Source organism: Dankookia sp. P2 (genome assembly GCF_050632255.1).
In the GTDB taxonomy this organism is placed as follows: Bacteria; Pseudomonadota; Alphaproteobacteria; order Acetobacterales; family Acetobacteraceae; genus Paracraurococcus.
The window spans coordinates 1,920,801-1,939,735 of sequence record NZ_CP192581.1; the positions used below are offsets into that span (position 1 = coordinate 1,920,801).

At 66.7% G+C, this 18,935-nt stretch carries 18 protein-coding genes, 1 tRNA gene and 3 pseudogenes; 6 read left to right on the forward strand and 16 right to left on the reverse strand.

The window, feature by feature from the left end; all coding sequences use genetic code 11:
* Positions 1-37 precede the first annotated feature (37 nt).
* The 3 genes and pseudogenes from ACQ86J_RS11390 to ACQ86J_RS11400 form a co-directional block, all read right to left on the reverse strand.
* Positions 38-1,285 carry a TAXI family TRAP transporter solute-binding subunit gene (locus ACQ86J_RS11390; protein WP_431271191.1) on the reverse strand — a complete coding sequence of 416 codons (1,248 nt, stop codon included), beginning with the start codon at positions 1,283-1,285 and terminating at the stop codon, positions 38-40.
* Positions 1,286-1,394: 109 nt separating this feature from the next.
* Positions 1,395-2,374: pseudogene (locus ACQ86J_RS11395) on the reverse strand (Bug family tripartite tricarboxylate transporter substrate binding protein).
* Positions 2,375-2,766: 392 nt separating this feature from the next.
* On the reverse strand, positions 2,767-3,216 hold the full coding sequence (locus ACQ86J_RS11400) for an HU family DNA-binding protein (protein WP_431271192.1): 450 nt from the start codon (positions 3,214-3,216) through the stop codon (positions 2,767-2,769).
* Positions 3,217-3,846: 630 nt separating this feature from the next.
* Here ACQ86J_RS11400 and ACQ86J_RS11405 point away from each other — a divergent pair.
* The 4 genes and pseudogenes from ACQ86J_RS11405 to ACQ86J_RS11420 all read left to right on the forward strand — a co-directional run bounded on the left by ACQ86J_RS11405 (position 3,847) and on the right by ACQ86J_RS11420 (position 7,100).
* A pseudogene (locus ACQ86J_RS11405) lies at positions 3,847-4,922 on the forward strand (ABC transporter substrate-binding protein).
* A 203-nt stretch (positions 4,923-5,125) separates the two neighbouring features.
* Complete coding sequence (locus tag ACQ86J_RS11410; RefSeq protein WP_431271193.1) at positions 5,126-5,299, forward strand: hypothetical protein; 174 nt, start codon at positions 5,126-5,128, stop codon at positions 5,297-5,299.
* A gap of 8 nt (positions 5,300-5,307) precedes the next feature.
* The gene (locus ACQ86J_RS11415; RefSeq protein WP_431271194.1) at positions 5,308-6,024 is read left to right on the forward strand and encodes a DUF72 domain-containing protein; all 717 of its coding nucleotides are present in this window, start codon (positions 5,308-5,310) and stop codon (positions 6,022-6,024) included.
* Positions 6,025-6,215: 191 nt separating this feature from the next.
* Complete coding sequence (locus tag ACQ86J_RS11420; protein WP_431271195.1) at positions 6,216-7,100, forward strand: alpha/beta hydrolase; 885 nt, start codon at positions 6,216-6,218, stop codon at positions 7,098-7,100.
* A gap of 141 nt (positions 7,101-7,241) precedes the next feature.
* On the opposite strand, the gene ACQ86J_RS11425 is transcribed toward ACQ86J_RS11420, so the two are convergent.
* The 5 genes from ACQ86J_RS11425 to ACQ86J_RS11445 form a co-directional block, all read right to left on the reverse strand.
* A complete protein-coding gene (locus ACQ86J_RS11425; protein ID WP_431271196.1) occupies positions 7,242-7,694 on the reverse strand; it encodes a PAS domain S-box protein in 453 nt (150 codons plus the stop codon).
* Positions 7,691-8,350 (reverse strand): 5-formyltetrahydrofolate cyclo-ligase, encoded by a 660-nt coding sequence (locus ACQ86J_RS11430; protein WP_431271197.1) that lies wholly within the window; start codon positions 8,348-8,350, stop codon positions 7,691-7,693. Before ACQ86J_RS11430 ends, ACQ86J_RS11425 begins: the two co-directional genes overlap by 4 nt.
* Positions 8,331-8,798, reverse strand: coding sequence for a hypothetical protein (locus ACQ86J_RS11435; RefSeq protein WP_431271198.1), 468 nt, complete (start codon positions 8,796-8,798; stop codon positions 8,331-8,333). Before ACQ86J_RS11435 ends, ACQ86J_RS11430 begins: the two co-directional genes overlap by 20 nt.
* 66 nt (positions 8,799-8,864) lie before the next feature.
* Positions 8,865-9,113, reverse strand: a complete 249-nt coding sequence (locus ACQ86J_RS11440; RefSeq protein ID WP_431271199.1) for an XdhC family protein — start codon at positions 9,111-9,113, stop codon at positions 8,865-8,867.
* Positions 9,110-9,706, reverse strand: a complete 597-nt coding sequence (locus tag ACQ86J_RS11445; RefSeq protein ID WP_431271200.1) for an XdhC family protein — start codon at positions 9,704-9,706, stop codon at positions 9,110-9,112. Before ACQ86J_RS11445 ends, ACQ86J_RS11440 begins: the two co-directional genes overlap by 4 nt.
* A gap of 122 nt (positions 9,707-9,828) precedes the next feature.
* On the opposite strand from ACQ86J_RS11445, the gene ACQ86J_RS11450 reads away from it, so the two are divergent.
* Entirely contained in the window at positions 9,829-10,716 is an 888-nt protein-coding gene (locus ACQ86J_RS11450; protein ID WP_431271201.1) for a LysR family transcriptional regulator, read from the forward strand.
* A 119-nt stretch (positions 10,717-10,835) separates the two neighbouring features.
* On the opposite strand, the gene ACQ86J_RS11455 is transcribed toward ACQ86J_RS11450, so the two are convergent.
* The 8 genes and pseudogenes from ACQ86J_RS11455 to ACQ86J_RS11490 all read right to left on the reverse strand — a co-directional run.
* Entirely contained in the window at positions 10,836-11,609 is a 774-nt protein-coding gene (locus tag ACQ86J_RS11455) for an ATP-grasp domain-containing protein (protein ID WP_431271202.1), read from the reverse strand.
* Between the two features lie 522 nt (positions 11,610-12,131).
* Positions 12,132-12,905 carry an alpha/beta fold hydrolase gene (locus ACQ86J_RS11460; RefSeq protein WP_431271203.1) on the reverse strand — a complete coding sequence of 258 codons (774 nt, stop codon included), beginning with the start codon at positions 12,903-12,905 and terminating at the stop codon, positions 12,132-12,134.
* Positions 12,906-14,357: 1,452 nt separating this feature from the next.
* Entirely contained in the window at positions 14,358-14,744 is a 387-nt protein-coding gene (locus ACQ86J_RS11465; RefSeq protein WP_431271204.1) for a pentapeptide repeat-containing protein, read from the reverse strand.
* Between the two features lie 454 nt (positions 14,745-15,198).
* Positions 15,199-15,549 (reverse strand): hypothetical protein, encoded by a 351-nt coding sequence (locus tag ACQ86J_RS11470; RefSeq protein ID WP_431271205.1) that lies wholly within the window; start codon positions 15,547-15,549, stop codon positions 15,199-15,201.
* A gap of 208 nt (positions 15,550-15,757) precedes the next feature.
* Positions 15,758-16,105, reverse strand: a complete 348-nt coding sequence (locus ACQ86J_RS11475) for a hypothetical protein (RefSeq protein WP_431271206.1) — start codon at positions 16,103-16,105, stop codon at positions 15,758-15,760.
* A gap of 220 nt (positions 16,106-16,325) precedes the next feature.
* Positions 16,326-16,402 (reverse strand) — tRNA-Arg (locus tag ACQ86J_RS11480).
* Positions 16,403-16,632: 230 nt separating this feature from the next.
* Positions 16,633-17,016 carry a DUF3734 domain-containing protein gene (locus ACQ86J_RS11485; protein ID WP_431271207.1) on the reverse strand — a complete coding sequence of 128 codons (384 nt, stop codon included), beginning with the start codon at positions 17,014-17,016 and terminating at the stop codon, positions 16,633-16,635.
* 202 nt (positions 17,017-17,218) lie between these two features.
* Positions 17,219-17,662, reverse strand: a pseudogene (locus tag ACQ86J_RS11490) (patatin-like phospholipase family protein); the annotation flags it as partial.
* 162 nt (positions 17,663-17,824) lie between these two features.
* Here ACQ86J_RS11490 and gtdA point away from each other — a divergent pair.
* Positions 17,825-18,892 carry a gentisate 1,2-dioxygenase gene (gene gtdA, locus ACQ86J_RS11495; protein ID WP_431271208.1) on the forward strand — a complete coding sequence of 356 codons (1,068 nt, stop codon included), beginning with the start codon at positions 17,825-17,827 and terminating at the stop codon, positions 18,890-18,892.
* Positions 18,893-18,935: the final 43 nt, after the last annotated feature.

An 18,935-nucleotide genomic window follows, 5' to 3' on the forward strand; every position in this document is an offset into this window, starting at 1 on the left:
TCGTCACCGCCTGTGGGGGTCGGCACCGAAGGACTACTCATCGTTGCGATGGTACCGGAGGCACGCGTTGCGTGCGCGTGACGTGATTGCGGTCGATCCACTCCTGCGCCGGGGCGAACCGCTTCAGACCGGGCACTTGCGCCGCCAGATTCACGTCTCTCCAGGCAGGGTGGAAGCTCGGTGCGTGGAATCGGTCGATACGGCTGAACAGGTAGTCCACCAACCGGGTGAGCCGCGCATAACGGTCCGATCCCGGCGGCCAATTATAGACGGCAAGGATGGTCGGTACCGAGATGGTCGGAACGTCCTCTCCTTCCGGGATGAATTGGGGATAGTCCTTCGAGGTCAGGGTCGAAGGGAGATAATGATCCAGCAGGTCGGCCTCTCCGATATCCACCGGCAGAAACCCGAAGCCAGGCCCCCATTGGCCGCGCAGGAATGCCTCCACCGGCTTCGAGGTGATGAACACCACGGCCGAGATATCGCCTTCTCCCTTGCGCATTTGTTCGAGCGCCGCCGGATGCGGGATGAAGGTCTTCTCCACATCGAGTTTCATCCGGTCGAAGATCAACGGACCGGAGTAGGCCGCAGTGGTCCCTGGCGTGTTGAAATTTACCTTCTTGCCCTTCAGGTCCGCGAGCGAGCGTATCTCCGGACGGACGAAGATGTGCAGTTCCGACGGAAAGAGATTCAGGATGTAGCTGATACGCTGGTCGATGTTCGGTACGAGGCTGCGGAACTGCTCGAGCGCATCGGCATTGATGATCGCCGTATCGATCCCACGCAGGTACAGCAACGCTTCGACATTCTGCGTCGGACCGCGGGTAACGACCGGAAGAACATGGAGCGCGTCGCTCTCATCCACCACCCTGGCAATCTCAGTGGCGAAGCGGATCGGCGCGCCTTCCAGCAAGCCGCCGGCGAGACCGACCGTCCAGGCGTTCATCTTCAATTTGGCAGCCGCTTCAGCCCTGTTCATCGGCCGGTCGGAGCGGGGCTGCGCGGCCGCCTGCGTGAGCGGATGGACCAAGCCTGCAAGAAGGACAATCAGGCCGAGTCGGATCGCTTGCAAAATGTTCATTAGTATGCCTTTGAAAATCGGCCACGTCGCCCACCGCGACGTCGTCGCAGCGCCATGCGGCCGTGCGGAGCCTGGCGCTGATGGTCGTCGCCTTCGACAGGCGAGGGACATGAGCAGCGGCTGCTTTGATCGTCTGTTGCGGCGCCGGGGCGGCCCATCCTCTGCAGCAAGGCGATCCTGGTGGTTCATGTCGGACTTCACCACGGTGGTCTCCCGTCGGACAAGCAGCCGTACAGGTGAACTGGGCAAGCTGGTCATCGACGGCAGATTGTGCAGAGCTCTCGACCGGCTCCGCCGGTGACGGCGGATGCCCCTACTGCGCAGTGATACCCCTGGCGCGGACCAGCTTGCCCCAGCGTTTGTCCTCCGCCACAGCACGTGTCAGCAGCTCGTCTTGCGTCGAGCCGACAGCCTCGGCGCCCAGCGCGGCGAAGCGGCGCGCTGTTTCCGGGTCGCGCGTAGCGGCAATCACGGCGGCCCCCATCCGAGCGGTGATGGCCTCGGGCACCCCCGCAGGAGCGCCAACGGCGAGCCAGGAGGCCGTGTCGAAACCTGGCAGGGTCTCTGCAACCGCCGGCAGCTCCGGCATCAGCGACGATCGCTGGGGCTGGTGACCGCGACCGCGCGGGCTTGACCGTCACGCACCAAGGGCAATGCGGTCGGGAATGCATCCACCATGATCTGCGCACGCCCGGCTGCCAAGTCGCGCAACGCGTCGGGATTACCGCGGTAGTGGACCAGTTCGCAGCGCGTACCAAGCCGTTGCAGCAGCAGCTTCGTCGCCAGGTGTGGAATGACGCCCGCGCCCGGCGTCGCGCAGATCGGCGGCGTCCGCTGCGCCTTCATCCAGGCCCCTAGCTCGGTGATATCCGAGACCGGAACGGAAGGGTGGACCATGACCGCCGAGGGGAAGCGGGCAAACTCACTGATGAGCGTGAAGTCGCGCAGCGGATCGAAGGGAAGGTTGGGATAGACGTGGCGATTGACCGACAGCGTCGCCGCGAACAGCGTGCCGAAGGTCAGGCCATCCGGCGCAGCGCGCGCGAGCGCCGCGGCGGCGAGGTTGCCGGCCGCACCGGGACGATTTTCCACCACGACAGCCTGACCAAGCTCCGCCTCCAGCCGTCGCGCCAGAAGCCGCGTGAGAAGGTCCGGCGCGCCGCCGGCCGGGAAGCCGACGAGCCAGCGGACGGCCCGGTCTGGCCAGGACGCAGCCTTGCCGAGGGAAGGCATTGCCGAGGTCAGCGCGGTCGGTAGGGCAAGGAGCGCGCGGCGGGTTTGCATCGGAAACATCCCGGTCAGCGGCAAAGCAATTATGAGAAAAGCTAAATACCATCGGAAAGCGACGCAACACACAGCTACGCTGCCGCATCCGGCATGTGGAGTGGTGCGGCACTGCCTGCCCCGACAGACAGATCTCCTGGTGCGAGCGCGTGTTGCGGCAGCAGGTGGCCGAGGGTGACGCCAAGCGGCGCCTTGAGCCTACCCGGCCGCGATCAAGCGGGTTGTGCCGAGTGCCGCGCGGCGACCTCAGGCCGCGCTGGAGGCAACCGCGCCCTGCTCGAGCGCAACCGCATCGCCGACCACCCGCACCTGCCGGAAGGCGATGCCTCATCAGCCTGGAGCGCCCGCCTGCGTCCGACGGGGAGCGGGCGCCCAGGCCATTCGCCGTTGCGCCGGGACCTTCATCCTGCCCTTGCAGGTCGAAGGTCCCGGCAAGGCCTGCTCAGATCGACTCCTTCAGCTCTCTTGGCCGGGCGGAAGGCGATCTTCTTGCTGGCCTTGATCTGGATCGTCTCGCCGGTGGCCGGGTTGCGTCCCGTCCGGGCCGCCCGCGAACTCACCTGGAAGATGCCGAAGCCGGGGATGCGGATCTTGCTGCCCTGCTGCAAATGCTCGGACAGGCTCTGCACGAAGGCATCCAGCATGGTCTCGACCTGACGCTTCGATAGGTCGTGGCTTTCCGCCAGCCCGGCTGCCATCTGCTTCAGGCTGACCGCCGCGGCCGGGGCGCTGCTGGCGGCCGCCGCGCTGCCCTTGGCTGGGGCTTTGGCCTTGCTCGGCGCCGGTGCCTTGTCCCCCTTCGCCGAAGCTGCCGACTTCTTGGCCGTCGCTGCCGTTGCCGCCTTCGCCATCCGTGTGTTCCCCCAAACCGTTCCCGAGTCCATTGAAGCAGAGCCTTGTCGATCATGTCACGGGCGAAGTCGGGAAATCCTCGCCCGGCTGAGCTTGGAACTGCGGCCAATTCAGGCCAGCGTCCAGCCCTTTTCGCGCCACCGGATGTCGAGACCCGGATCCAGGAGGCCCGCCCAAATCCTGCGAACGAAGCCGGCCCGGTGCCGATCTGGAAAGTTTGGGGCTTACGCGTGGCCAAGCCGCCGGCAAGGCCACCGGTCCCGCATGAGCAGTCCATGCGGATGGAATGGACACGGACGCTCTTCACGACAGCCTCGTTGCTGTCCGACGCCATGGCGGCAGGAAGCATCGAGGCCCGTTCCCGTGTCGGCGGGCTGCACGGCTCCGGCCGGCGGCTTGCCTGCCTGAGGCAGGCACCCTTACGCTTTTGCGTCCAAGTCAGAACACCACGAGGGGAATCCAGCATGGCCATATCCAGGCGCCAGGCTCTCGGCGCGTCCGTCGGCGCCATGGCGAGCGGCAGCACCACCCGGAGCTGGGCCCAGACAGGCGGCGGCGCGCGGCCGAAGCTGAAGCTTGGCATCATCACCGACCTCGCCGGCCCTTACGCCGATCTGAACCGCCCCTCCATGGCCTGCGCCCAGCAGGCGCTTGAGGATTTCGACGTTGCCGGCCGCGGCTGGGATGTGGAGATCCTGCTCGGCCAGCATTTCGACAAGGCCGACAACGCCGTCACCATCGCCCGGCAATGGTTCGACCGCGAAGGCGTCGACGCCCTGCTGGACGTGAACACCTCCGCCACCTCGCTCGCCGTCGCGGCCGTGGCGCGGGAGAAGAACAAGCCCTTGCTCCTCTCGGGCCCCGGCACGACGGAGCTGACGGGACGGCAGTGCTCGCCCAACCACATCCACTGGACCTGGGACACCTACATGCTGGCGCGCTCCAGCGGCTCGGCCGTCGTGCAGCGCGGCGGAGCCAGCTGGTACTTCGTAGCGGCCGACTACTCCTTCGGCCAGCAGCGGTGAAGGATGCCTCCTCCGTGGTCGAGGCGACCGGCGGCAAGGTGCTCGGCAGCACCTTCTACCCCTTCCCCACCACCACCGACTTCTCCTCCATGCTGGTCCGCGCCAAGTCATCCGGCGCCAAGGTCCTCGCGCTCGGCAATGCCGGGGCCGATCTGCAGAACTGCATCAAGCAGGCGCACGAGTTCGGCCTGAACCGCAGCATGACCATCGTCAGCCTGCTGACCTACGACACCGACGTGCGCGTACTGGGGCTGGAGGTCGCCCAGAACCTCATCACCACCCAGGCCTATTACTGGGATCTCAATGACCGCACCCGTGCCTTCAATGCGCGGGTGAAGCCGAAATCGCCGGAGCTCTGGCCCAACATGGCCAATGCCGGCATCTACGCGCAGACCCTGCACTACCTGAAGGCCGTGGCCGACATGGGTGTGGCCGCCGCCAGGGCCGATGGTGCGGCGGTGATCGCGCGGATGAAGGCCATGCCGACGGATGACGACTGCTTCGGCCCCGGTCGGATCCGCGAGGATGGCCGCAAGCTGCACCCGGCCTATCTGATGCAGGTGAAGACGCCGGCCGAAAGCCGGGAGCGGCACGACGTCCTGAAGCTGCTGGCGACCGTGCCGCCGGACCAGGCCTTCCGTCCGCTGAGCGAGGGCGGCTGCCCCTTCGTCAAGACCTGACGGCGGGGCGCCCGGGGCGGCGGGCCTGCCCCGCGCCGGCTCGACAAACCTCGCCGTCGCGGTGGCGTTGCTGCGCCGCCATGCCAGAGCGGAACTTCCTCGACCGGTACCGCGCAAAGCGCGACCTCCCCGGGCTGCCACGCCGCCGGGCACGACCGATAGCCGAACGGCGCGGCGGAGCGGCGCCTGCCCCACGCCTCGTGGTGCGGAAGCAGGCGGCGAGCGCGACGGTCTTCATCCCGCTCGTCTGGCGCGAGGCTGTCCCGAAGCGCTTCACCGTCAGCGCGGCGCCAGGGCTGCTGCGCCGGTGGGATTCCCGGACCGATCTCGAACAGGTCGCCCTGCCGCTGCCCAAGCCGCGTCAGGCACCGGCATGAGCAGCGCGATGATCGGCACGGCAGGCTGGAGCATACCGGCGCAGCATGCCGTCGCCTTCCCACGCGAGGGCAGCCATCTCGAGCGCTACAGCCGCCGCTTCCCGGCGGTCGAGATCAACAGCTCCTTCTACCGGCCGCATCGCCCCGCCACCTATGCGCGCTGGGCCGCGAGCGTGCCCGCGCATTTCCGCTTCGCGGTGAAGATGCCGAAGGAGATCACCCATATCCGGCGGCTGGCAGGGGCGACGGAGCCGCTCACGCGCTTTCTCGATGAGGCCGGAGCCCTCGGCGTGACGCTTGGTCCGATTTTGGTGCAATTGCCGCCCGGCTTGGCCTTCAAGCCCGACCTCGCCGGCTTCTTCCTGGATTTTCGAGTGCGCTTCGACGGCGCCATCGCCTGCGAGCCACGGCACCGAAGCTGGTTCACCGACGAGGTCGATCAACTGCTCACGCAGTTCCGCATCGCCCGCGTCGCGGCCGACCCGGCCGTGGTGGCGCGCGCCGGCGTGCCGGGCGGCTGGCCGGGGCTGCGCTACCATCGCCTGCACGGATCACCGCGGATGTACTACTCCGCCTATCCGCGTGACGCGCTCGACCTGCTTGCGCGGCAACTGGCGCAGGGCGGTGGCGAGGCGTGGTGCATCTTCGACAACACTGCCGAAGGCGCCGCCGCGGCCGACGCGATGACACTCACCGGCATCCTGGATCGGGCGAGCGCAGGATGACGCGCGAATCGGCGCGAGACCTGCACGTGCTCCATGCGCATCAAAAGCATTTGCATAGCCAGAACGGCTGAGCGCGAGCTTCGTTGATGCTTAGCCCGGTGTCGCCGCCAGCCCGCGCAGGCGCACCGGCCGGCAAGCCGTCGCGCTGGCGACAGCCGCCGCATGAGCCCGCGGGCAGGAGGCCCGCCCGCGTGCCGTCCGATGCACTCTCCACCCTTGGTCCCCGCTCGCTGCTGGATGGCGTGCTTGCCCTCGCCCTGGTCGCCGCGGTGCTCTGGCTCTGCGCCGTCGCCGCCGTCTGGGGCCGGCAGGAGCGACTCATCTTCCGGCCTGACGCACGGCCACTCGGCGACATACCGGCAGACCTCGCCGCGGTCCGGTTCCGGCAGGCCCGGCTCAGGACGCGCGACGGCCTCGACCTCGCATTCTGGGCCGCCCAGCCGCTGCCCGGCATGCCCACGCTGCTGCTCTTCCACGGCAATGCCGGCAATGCAGCAGACCGCGCGCCGGCGCTCGCGCCCTTCGCGGCAGCCGGCTACGGCGTGATCCTGGCGGAGTACCGCGGCTATGCCGGCAATCCGGGCTGTCCGTCCGAGGCCGGCTTCCTGCGGGATGCACGGGCCTATCTGGGATGGGTCGCCACCACCTGGCAGGACCCATCGCCAATCCTCTGCGGCGAGAGCATCGGCTCAGGCGTGGCCGTGCGGATGGCGATGGAGCAGCCGGTACGCGCGGTCGTGCTGGATGCGCCCTACACCTCGGTCGCCGATCTGGCCGCCGCGATGTACCGCTGGCTGCCGGCCCGCACGCTGCTGCGCCACCCCTTCGATACCCTCTCCTGCCTGCCTGCGGTTCGCGCGCCGATGCTGGTCGTGCATGGAGAGGCGGATGACCTCATCCCGCCCGAGCATGGCCGACGGGTTGCCGCGGCAGCAGGCGGCCCGGCCGAGTTCGTGCTGCTCCCCGGCATCGGCCATCCCGTCCTGGGCAACGACCGTGCCGGGCAGGGCGCCGCGGCCGTCCGCAGCTTCCTGACGCGGCTCTCCCTCGCGGTGGATGCTGTGGCCGAAAGCTGAGCCAAGCGGCGGCGAGCAGCGCGGCGACATCCGGCCGGTACCTTCGTGTCAGCTCCGGCCACTGCTTGCGTCCCAGCACCGAGGCGGCGCCGCCGCTGAAGCTGCTTCGCCCTGCGCCTTCTCACGCAGGACGATCGCGAGCTAGGACGGCAAACGCCGCACGGCGACCTGTCGCCTCAATGCACGCAGTTCCTCGAAACGCTGCGTCACGTCGCGCAGGATCGCGGCCATGCCCTCCATGCGGCCTGCCGAGTCGCGCAGGGGCACGATGGTGAATTCCAGCGAGACCCGGCTGCCGTCCTTGCGGAGGCCGGGCACGGCGAGCACCTCGCCCGCACCATAGCGGCTCTCGCCCGTCTGCATGACCCGATCGAACCCGGCCCAGTGCCGCGCACGCTGCGGCTCGGGGACGATGATGTCGAGCGGGCGGCCGAGGGCCTCCGCAGCGGCGTAGCCGAACAGGCGCTCCGCGCCGGCGTTCCAGAACCGGATCGCCCCCTCCCGGTCCGCGAGGATGATGGCGTCCGGCGCCGTCTGCAGCAGGGTGCGGCCCAGGCGATCCAGCTTCGCCCCCGACCATCCCTCACCCATCATGCGTCTCCATCCTGGCCGGCTTGGTCGGGACAGGCCGCATCCGCCATGGCTGCCGCGCCCCGGAAGACCTGCCGCTCGGTGACGATCGCGTGCATCGGCACGTCGTGCCGCTGCGGATGGACGCTCTCCAGCCGCCCGATCTCGAAGCCGACGCCGATGGCATGCGGTGGCGGCGACGCCGCGGCCAGGGTCCGGTCGTAATAGCCGCCGCCATAGCCGAGCCGGTAACCCTGCGGGTCGAAGCCGAGCAGCGGCACCAGCAAGGCCTCGGGGCGGACCCAGTCGCCCTCGTCCGGCACGGGGATGTCCCAGACCCCGGGCCGCATGCGCATGCCAGGCCACCAGGCTCGGAAGGCCACCGGCCGCGCCCGCTCGACCACCACCGGCAGCGCCAGGCGCAGGCCGCGGGCATGCAGCCGCCGGGCCAGGGGCCGCGGGTCGTATTCGCCCTTGAAGGGCCAGTAAAAACCGACGGTCCCCGCTGCGCCGGCCAGCACCGGCAACCCCTCCAGCCGGGCCGTGATGGCGGCGCTCCAGCCTTCCCGCTCGGCGCGTCCGGCGCCGAGACGCTGCGCGACAAGCCGCGCGCGCTGCGCCTTGCGCCAGCGCCGCACCTCGTCCCAGCCCTGCACGCCGTCAGCCGCCGGCGCGGCCATGGCGCCGCAGGTCGCGCTCGAGCATCCTGAGGATCTCCGCGAGGTCGTGCCGCAGCGCATCCTCGGCCAGGCGGGGCAAGGCGGCGCGCAGCCGGGCAGCCAGGCGATCCTCCCCGCCATCGGCCGGTCCTGCCGCAGGGGCGCCGTCGACGGCCGCCGCGCCCCGGGCATGCGTGCGCCCGAGCGGCCGCGCGACACCCGGGCGGGCCAGGTGACCTCGCAGCCTGGCGCGCACCCAGGCTTCCTCCACCACCGTGCCGGACCACTTCGCCACGAGCAGCGCCTCCAGCAAGGCCCGCACCTCGTCATGGCCGAGATAGCCGAGATAGGCCGGGTCGAGCTCGTGCATGAAGCAGGGTGGCGAGCTGCAGAGGATGACGACGTTGGGATCCTCCTCCGGCGGCGCGATCGGCGGCCTTGCACGCCGCTGCGGGCTCGCTTCACCCATCCCTGCCTCCTCGGTTTTGTCCAGCGGTCTGCGCGGAACGGTGCATGGCCGTCGCATGGCGCATGATCAGGCCACCAGTTCCCTGCCCGCCGCCGCCTCTCGCGGCGGCCCGGCGTGGTGGCAGCGGGGGCGGCCGGTGCCGCCCCGGCGCAGCATGACGATCTCGCCCAGCACCGACAGCGCGATCTCCTCCGGTGTCCGCGCCCCGAAATCGAGCCCGGCCGGCGCCCGCAACCGGGCGAGCGCCGCCTCGGCGAATCCCTCCCCGTGCAGGAAGTCCGCGACCAGCCGCGACCGCTTGCGGCTGGCGATCACCGCGACATAGCCGGCGGGGAGTGGAGCGCGCGGACAGCGGAGATGTGGTCGCCCTTGTGCTGCGTGGCGATCACCACCGCATCCTCGGCCTGGGGCTGCAGCCGCTCGTAGCCGTAGTCGCCGTCGATGATCTCCGCCGCATCCGGGAAGCGGGCCCGGTCCGGCGCCGGCGCCTCGTCCACCACGACCCGGAAGCCGAGCGTGGCGCCGAAGCGGCAGAGGCACTCCGCCACCCGCCCATGGCCGAGGATCCAGAGCGTCGGCGCCGGGTGCACCGGCTCGACATACACGCGCATGCTGCCGCCGCAGGGCATGCCGACGCCCAGCACCTCGTCGTCGAGGTCGAGTTCCACCACGCGGGGCTGCCGGGTGCGAAGGCATTCCAACGCCGCCTGGCGCACCGCGGACTCCGCGCAGCCGCCGCCCACCCAACCGGCGAGCAAGGTGCCGTCCTGGCCGATCAGTGCCTTGGACCCCGGACGGGCCGAGGCGGAGCCCGCGGTCTCGACCACCGTCGCCAGCACATAGGGCTCGCGCCGGTCCCGCAACGCCACGGCCAGGTCCAGGAACTGGGGCTGTTCGCCCTCCGTCATGCACTGCCTCCTTGGGACGACCCAGATATGCCGAAGGGATCTGGGGGCGGGACAGGCGGCACACAAACGAGATTCATTGTAGGATGAATGCAGGAATTCTGCAGTGAACGTCGGGGGCGGCCATGGACATCGAGCTGGCGCGTACCTTCCTCGCCATCGTCTCGGCCGGCAGCTTCGTCCGCGCCGCCGAGCGGCTGAATGTGAGCCAGACCGCCGTTAGCGCGCGGATCCGCTCGCTGGAGGAGCAGCTCCGGCGGCCGCTCTTCGTACGCAACAAGGCCGGCGCCTCGCTGACGCCGGCCGGCGAGAGCTTCCTGCGGCATGCGCCGGCGCTGGTGCAGCTCTGGGAGCGGGCGCGGCACGAGGTGGCGGTGCCACCGGGGCGGCGGGCGGTCCTGGCGATCGGCGCGGAGCTCAGCCTCTGGGACCCGCTGCTGCTGCGGTGGCTGCTCTGGATGGGGCGCGCGGCGCCGGAGGTTGCCCTGCGTGCGCAAGTCGGCCAGTCCGAGACACTGATGCACCAGGTCGCCGAGGGCATCCTCGACCTCGCGGTGCTGTACGCCCCCCGCTACCGGGCCGGCATCACGGTGGAGCTCCTGGCCGAGGAGAGGCTGGTCCTGGTGACCTCCCCGCCCGGGGCCAAGGGCGATGCGCCACCCTACGTGCATGTGGACTGGGGGCCGGACTTCGCCCCTTCGAAGGGCCTCGGCCGGGCCGATCCGGCCATCCATGTCGGCTTTGGCCCGCTTGGCCTGGGCTACATCCTCGCCGCGGGAGGCTCCGGGTATTTCCGCATGGGCGCGGTCCGGCCGCATCTGGAAAGCGGCCGTCTCGCGCTGGTCCCGGGCGCCCCGGAATTCGTCTACCCCGCCTATGTGGTCCATGCGGAGACCACCGACCCGGAGGTGGTGCGGCTCGCGCTGGAGGGCCTTCGGCATACGGCGGCAGCGGATCAGGCCGAAGTCCCGCCGGATGCGATGCCGGGCAGCGGTCCGGCGCTGCCTGGCTGACGCTGCGGCGGGCAACGAAGGCCCGCTGGCGAGCACCACGCAGGGTGGATCGCGGCGGCCCTGGCGCAGTGACGTCGGAACGCCGCTGCGCCAGGCGGGGCGGCGCGAGGCAGGATGCTTCAGGCCGCGCGACGCACCACGCGTGCTGGACTGCCCGGTGCCTCGACGGGCGGCCTAGCTAGCCGAGGTCGCAGCTGCGGCGAGTTCCGCGCCGAGGAAGGCGGCGATGGCCCCGGACCCGACCGGTCGGTCCCGGCCAACCCAGCCTTGGCTTCCGCGTCGGGATTGTAATTCGTGTTGGTGTTGACGTCGTAGACCAGCGTCCGCCCGTCGCTGCCGCGAATGAACTCGATGCCGGCCACCTCGGTGCCGTTGGCCGACAGGAAGGCTTCCAGCCGGCTTCGAAGCTGGGGATCGATGCCTTCCTCAAGCACGCGGAACCGCGGGGCGGGCGCCGCCTCCGGGCCCGGTCCGGCGTCCACGGCACAGATATCGGCCGGACACAGCTCGAAGCCCGTCGAGGTGTCCACCTCGACAGCGTAGAGGAACCGGCCGCCGACGAACTCCGCGCGCGTGATGACCGGGCGCTCGGCCCGAACATAGTCCTGCAGCAGCCAGAGCCCGTCGGCAGGATGCTCGTCATCCGGAAGGGCGTGCAGGTAGCCCTGCAATGCGTCGAGGTCCGGGAACAGCCTGACGCCCAATCCCTTTCCGCCGCGGTTGGGCTTGAGGATCAGCGGATCCCCCGCGAAATGCGCCCGGGCCGCAGCCAGGATGCGCTCGGGCGCGCCGAGCGCCACCACCGTGCGCGGGACGGCGATGCCTGCGGCTTCCAGCGCCGCATACTGCCGGACCTTGCTGATCTCGAGGTCGAGCGCGCGGGGCCCGTTCACCACGCGCCTGCCATGGCGCGTGAGCCAGGCCAAGACCCCCGCGGTGAGCTTCGGCGGCGTAGCGGTGGCCCCGCGTGTGCGAGGATGCGCTCATGCGGTTGTAGAAGATCCCTGCCGGCGGCGCGGCGGCGAGATCGAAGACACCGCCGGACAGGTCCCATTCCGCCCAGGGCAGCCCGCGCCGCTCTAAGGCTTCGGCCAGCGGCGGGAGCCAGGCCGGGTTCTCATGGATGACATGGATGCGGTGCATGGCGCAGGACCGTTTCTCGGTTTGCAGGGCGGCACCCGGATGCGCGGGCTAGGCTGAAAGCGGCCCGGGGCAGCTGGTTCCGGCGCAATGGGCAGGACGGCGGGTTTGCGTGGCCGTCAGGCGGGCGCGCAGCCACGCCGACGAACCGGAGCGGGCAGCAGGTGGGATGCACGACGGGGAGACACGCACCCGCACGGACGAGGCGCGCTGCCTTGAGCCTCGTATCCTTCCAGGCACGCCCCACATCGACGCGCCTGAACCTCGTCCGCCGGTCAGCCGATGCCCGCGAGCAACTCGACGACCTTTTCCGGCGCCGGGATCTCGACGTCGTGCGGCACCGGCATGTCGATGTAGCGCCACCCTGCCTTGCCGCGGGCGCGCTGCCGGCTCGGCTCGATCGCGGCGAGCGCCGGGTTGGTGTAGGCGACATAGGTCACCGGCAGCCCCGCCCCGGCCGGCTTCGCGAGTCGCACCGGGCTTTCATAGGTGCCGATGGGCTGCGGCCGAAGCCGGCGCATGAACCATTGCTTCCCGGGACTGTCGGGGATCGGAAAGGCTTCCGGCCCCGGCACCGGCAGGGCGACGCCGCCGCCCTGTTCGCGCGCCACCTTGCGGCGGGACTCCTCCAGCCCCGGCGGCAGGACGTCGAAGGCCGTCTCGCCATTCTCCGGGATCAGGGCATCGAGGTAGACGATGTGGCGGACGCGGTCCGTCAGGCGGTCCGCGACCCCGGTCACGGCCATGCCGCCATAGGAATGGCCAACCAGGATGATGTTGTGGATCTCCTCGGTCTCGATGACGTTCGCCACGTCCTGGATGTGCGTCTCGACCGTGATCTGGCGCGCCATCAGGTGGCTGCGCTCCCCCAGCCCGGTCTGGGTTGGCGTCCAGACCCGGTGCCCCTGGCGGCGCAGCCCCTCGGCGACGTCGCGCCAGATCCAGCCGCCGCCATAGGCACCGTGCACGAGGACGTAGTTTTTCGCCGCGGCAGGCGCGGCGGGCTGGGCCTGCGCCGCGGCCTGGTCTGCCGCGAGGGCCACTTGCACGGTTGCCAGACCGCCAAGCAGATGGCGACGCTCCATGGACTGCTTCTCCCAATCCGTGGCCCGGACGCTAGGGTCGCCCTCGCCCCCCGACAAGGTCGGCTGGTCACCGCGGCCGTGCCGGCCTTCCCGGGTCGGGCGCGTGTCGCCATACGGAACAGGTCGCCCGGTCCGCTTGGCGGACGATGCGGTATCCGCCTTCGCGCCTGACGCAATTGTCTGACCGCGATCCGGGAGAGGGTTGCCCGGCTACTCGAGGAAGCGGGCCACCTTCCCACTCGGCTGCGTTGCCGGGCCTCGCTGCTTTCCATTCCTGGCCGGACGGCGCCGATCGCAGAACCTCATGCGGCGAAGGGTACGCTCTGAGCGCATATGGGCCCCTGCGCCGTTTGGACGCACCGATTGGCGACTGGCTGTTGCGGCACAAGCGGATGCGCCTGCGAGGGCAGGCGACGGCGATGAGGCTGTCTTGCCTCGTCGATGACGATGGCCTGCGCGCGGCAGATGGGCGCGTCTACACCGCAGGAAATGACTGAAGCCACTGACGAAGCCGGCGCAGCACCAGGCGATCGCGAGCCCATCGAAGGCGACCACGCGGCTGATGCTGCTGGCCAAGGCGCCGGACCGTCCGACCGCCTGCTATCGGTTTCACTGGAAAGGCTTGGCGGACTCGAAAGGATCTCGAACCTTCGACCTCTGCCTTCGGAGGGATTTTTTATTTTATTATCACTTGGATAGTACTTACCACTACAAATATTTGTTCTGGCATCTGCCAAGCACAACATGTTGTTTATTTGCTTTCGCTTCGAAGGCAGGGTAGAAATATTTATAAAATCGTGAGAATGCACGACTTTGAAAAAAAGCAAAATCAAACGCTTAGAGCCCGCTTGAAGCGGCCCGACCACCACAGGCTTCGTGTCCGCTGGGGCCGATCTAGCCCTACCATTGTGTTTGGAGGCCCTTTTAAAACGGCCTCTTATCAAACTGCCTTGCCGACGCTAATGGTGGAGGTGATAACCTGTCACCTATTGCTGCTCGCTGAAGTTCCAGCGAGAGCATTCTCGAATCGTATAGATCGCCCCAGTTCTCTAGAAAGTCATTAAATCTTTTCCAATATTATTGAGGAGCCTGTTCAGCGTCGCCGTTCGGGTAGAAACTGAATTGGCCCATATCTTCTCAGCATCACGAACATCGGCCGGATTGTCGCCGAAGAAAAGGCCCGATTTCCGTATCTCGTCGTAAAATTTGTTACGAGCACTATCGTCAAACATAAGCCGGAGCAGATGAAGCAATAGTAGACTTCGCGTAATTCCGACGCGCTTTGCTATCGAAGTAGAATGTCGGTAGTTTTCTATATCAAGCAAAACGACAATCTTTCGCTTCTCAATGGTAAATAAAACTCCATGTCCAGAGTACCGCACCATATCGTTTGAGTTTAACGCCCAGAGAAAATAATCAGAAAAATTTGAATGCCTCGCTAAGGTACCTGTTTATAATATCATGCGACGTTTTCCCGCGACGCCGAGCAAGCTCCGTCACAACCTCGAACCAAAGATTATCTTCTTTGGTTTCCAAGTCGACGTGAAGTTTTTTGAAAGTTTCTGTGTCCATCTTTAGCTGCTTTATGTAGGCGTCATCGACTAATGTTTTTTTGTTCACGAGAGCGCCGCGAAAACTAGCACCTGTTAAATTGAAGCCACGAAGGTCTATACCGCGAAGATCGACGCCATTAAAATCGGAACCTCGGTAAAAAGTAGCAGGGTCCCCACCAGCAATCGCGGCTAAATGCCGCAAATCATCATTGTCACTATCGACAATTGCCTGCAGTCGCGTGAGTTCCATTGGTTTTTATTTGGACTCTACACTTGGCATTGCATCTCCTAAAACGATCTTCGCAAACGGCTCACTAAGGTCTCCGCAGTAAAGACTTGTACGAGCCAACTCATCCTTTATATACTGCTCTACTGCTACCTGCTTTGTCCTGGGCAGCATTGTCCATTTCATGATATTCGAGGACGTGAACTCCACGTCTTCGATTATGAGGTCTTCACGCATGCATTGTATTTCGATCCTCATTTCAGGCGGCTCACCGCGTGCTCGACCGGCTTTGGTGTCTCGAAGTTTCATGACGGAAACTGAAGCCGGCCAAGGCTGCCCCTGAAGGCGATCAGCGATCCTCGGTGCTATACGGAATGCGTATCCATCCGACGTTCTCCAGTGGGTAACTTCCAATGGAGAAACCTCATCCGAACTCTCGATTTTGTCAGTTATGGTCACGGCCGTGTCAACCTTGCCGCTAGCGGATAAAGAGTTTTTTCGTCCCCACCGCGACATCGGCTGCAACCGATGCGCGCGTCTTCTGCTCATTAACGCTTTTTCTTTTTATTTTTGACTCTTCCTGCCTCAAAACTGTCGAGCGTTTAATTTCTAAAACACCAACACGGTCGCGAATGACATGCACCTCGGCCCGCTTTAATGATAATCTAAATCGAACCGGCGCACCTGGACCTCCGACTCGCCCCCTTGGCTCGAACACGACATCAATATGTAAGTCAGCTTCCGCGTGTTTGCCGTCGAAAGGTGACCTCCAAGCATCGAGCATTATGGTCTGTGCAAAAACCCTGGGGTTGTTATCGCCAGTGCTCACGTGATGCTCCCTTAGAAAATCCCAAAGCTGCCAAAAAGTGTTGAATCGCGACGAAAAAACCGAAAACTGCATGCAGATGACACAGCAAAGCGGTCAACTCTAAACGCCCATCTTGAATGGCGTTGCCAAATTTCGCGTTTTAAAACGGTTCTGTTGTGGCTTGCTTTAAAGTACTTTACCCATAATGCTGACCGCAAGCCTACGACTGCTAATCGCGCCCAAGGCCCCAGTTTCGATTCGGATCGCTGCGCCGATTCGGCCCGCTAGGATCAGCAACGATTTTCGTTTTTCCATCCTTAGTCAAATGGAAATCCATCAGCCATTTAGATGTCTTGCGGCTATTCGAGAGCTGTTTACGAAATTTGCGTTCAATGACAACCTCGCCGTCCTCTAGCCTTTTGTTGCCTTTTTCGCCCTTGAATCGCTGTTGGAAAAGTGTGCGAAGTTCAAGCCACTCTTTGTTTTCCTCTTCGAACTCGCGCGCTCCCTCATTCCGGATTTCGACGCAAGTCGGACACATGGTCATCATGGAGGCGATCCCGCCGCGCCGCCACATTCGTTCCTCACCCTGACCGGCTGAGACTTCATACCCACACCAGCCGCAACGGGGAGTGATGCCGGACTCCATTGTTTACCCCGCGAAAAAAGACACGAATCCGAATCAAACGCTCACGACGTTCATAACAGATTCCGTATTCATGCAGGTCAACAATTATTTTCTACGAAGAGAAACCCAAGACAAGCCGGCTTCATATCGCAACAATGTCAAGGGGAGATGGCGCACCCGGCAGGACTCGAACCTGCGGCCTCCAGATTCGGAATCTGGCGATCTATCCAACTGATCTACGGGTGCATAGCCCTACTTAGGCTGCACTTAACGTGCTGATATTACTTATTTTTGTTCAATGGTCAATCTCGTGTTTTCTCACGAGATCGCCAAAAAACAAGGCTGCTGGATCACAGGGTTGCTGAAGGGAGGAGCCGCTTTCGGAGGGCAGCGCTCTATCCAGCTGAGCTACGAGTCCAACGCGGCACTTCCTAGCCCGACCGGCCGCACAAAGGAAGCCCCCGGCGCGGATGGTGTCACTCCCGGTGGATGTCATGCGTGACGATGCCCGGATCCTCCGCCGGCAGCGCGCGCCAGTCCGGCCGCGCAAGGGTCCGCCGCGTGTCCTCGAGCCCGCTCTGCCAATGCTCCCGCATCGTCTCCGGGCCGAATTCGTAGTCCTTCGCCTGCCCCTCATAGGCCTTGGCCTGGTAGACCATCTGCAGGATCGACAGCCGCGGCAGCCGCGCCAGGCGGGTCCGCATCGCCCGGTCCTCCGCGGTCAGCGCCGCCTCCGGCACCCGGCCCAGCGCGGATTTCAGCCGCAGCTGCCAGCGCCGCAGCCGGGTATAGGCATCGGTGTTCATCCGGGTGCGGGACGAGTAGCGGATATCCTTCTCCCGCCCCAGCACCTCCTCCATGTCGCGTGGCAGCGGGCCGCGGGCAGGGAAAAGGTCCACTTGGAAGACCAGCGCGTCGCGGCAGTCCAGCTCGTCCTCCAGCAGGTGCTGCAGCGGGGTGTTGGAGACCAGCCCGCCGTCCCAGAACCACTCGCCGCCGATCTCGCACCGCCGGGAGGCCGGGCGGCAGGGCGCCGGAGGCCATGACGTGCTCCGGCGCCAGGGGCAGCGCGGCGCTGTCGAAATACTGGAAGTTGCCGGTCATCACGTTGACGGCACCCACCGCCAGCCGCGGATGCCCGCCGGGGCTGTCCAGCAGCGACCAGTCCACCAGCTCCTCCAGCGTCTGCCGCAGCGGCGCCGTTTCGTAGAAGGCCGTCGCCCCGGCCGAGCCGCGCGGCGCCAGCCAGGGACTGACCGGGTTGGGCCGGAAGAAGCCCGGCGTGCCGAGGCCAAGCGTCGCCAACGCGCTCTGCTGGTTGCGGGCGCGGCGCAGATCATCGCCGTCCGGCGCAAAGGGCCAGAGATTGCGCCGGGTGATCCGCTCCCAGAACTCGCGCAGGCGCGGTAGCCGGTCCTCCCGCCGGTTCCCGGCAATCAGCGCCGCATTGATGGCACCGATCGAGACGCCGGCCAGCCAGTCCGGCTCCAGCCCGGCCTCGTGCATCGCCTCGTAGACGCCGGCCTGATAGGAGCCGAGCGCCCCGCCCCCTGCAGGACCAGGGCGATGCGGCCGAAGGCGCAGTCAGCCGGCGGATTAGTAGCCAAGCGATCTTTCCTTCCGTGATGGCGGCAGGTGCCTATGCTAGCAGCGACGGAGGGACGAACCATGGACGGAAGCGCAAGCGCAACCCCTGCGCCGAACGACCCGCAATCCCTGCTCCAGGCGCTTTATGCCGAGATGCGGCCGCACAGCCTGTATCCCCTTTGGGAGGTGCTGGCCTCGCTCGTCACCCCCGCGCCGCGCTCCGCCGCCCGGCCGCATCGCTGGTCCTATGGCCTGGCGCGGGACTGGCTGCTGCGCGCCGGCGACCTGATCAGCGCCGAGCAGGCCGAGCGCCGGGTGCTGATCATGGAGAACCCCGGCCTGCCCGGCACCTCCGCCATCGTCCCCAGCCTCTATGCCGGGCTGCAGTTGATCCTGCCGGGGGAGGTCGCGCCCTGCCACCGCCACACCCAGAGCGCGCTCCGCTTCGTCATGGAGGGCGACGGCGCCTTCACCGCGGTGGACGGGGAGAAGGCGGTGATGCGGCCATTCGACCTGGTGCTGACGCCGAACTGGCAGTGGCACGACCACGGCAATGCCAGCGATGCTCCGATGATCTGGCTGGACGGGCTCGATATCCCGACCGTCCGCTTCTACGAGACGAGCTTCGCCGAGCGGCTGGCCGAGCCGGCGCATTCCGAGACCATCCCGGCCGGCGACAGCATGCGACGCTACGGCCGCAATCTCCGGCCGATGCGCGGCACCGCGGCCGACCGCCGGCCGGCGCACCAGCCGCTGTTCCACTACCCCTATGCCGAATGGCGGGAGAGCTTGCTGGCCCTGGCGGCGGCGGAAGCGCCCGACCCGCATCTCGGCCATGCCATGGAGTTCACCAACCCGGCCGATGGCGGCCCGGTCATGCCGACCATCGCCGCGCATGTCCGCCACCTGCCGGCCGGCTTCGAGACGCGGCCGCGCCGGAGTACCGACGGCACCATCCTGGTGGTGGTCGAGGGCCATGGCACGGCCCGCATCGGCGAGGTGGAATACCGGCTGGAGGAACGCGACGTGCTCGTCGTGCCGTCCTGGCAGGCTCTGACGCTGGCGGCGGCCAGCCGGATGGTGCTGTTCGGCTACTCAGACCGCGCGGCGCAGGAGAAGCTCGGGCTGTTCCGGGAGGCGAGGCTCTAGCAACCGCCCGTTGCCCCGCCGCGTTGCCCCGCCGATCACACGG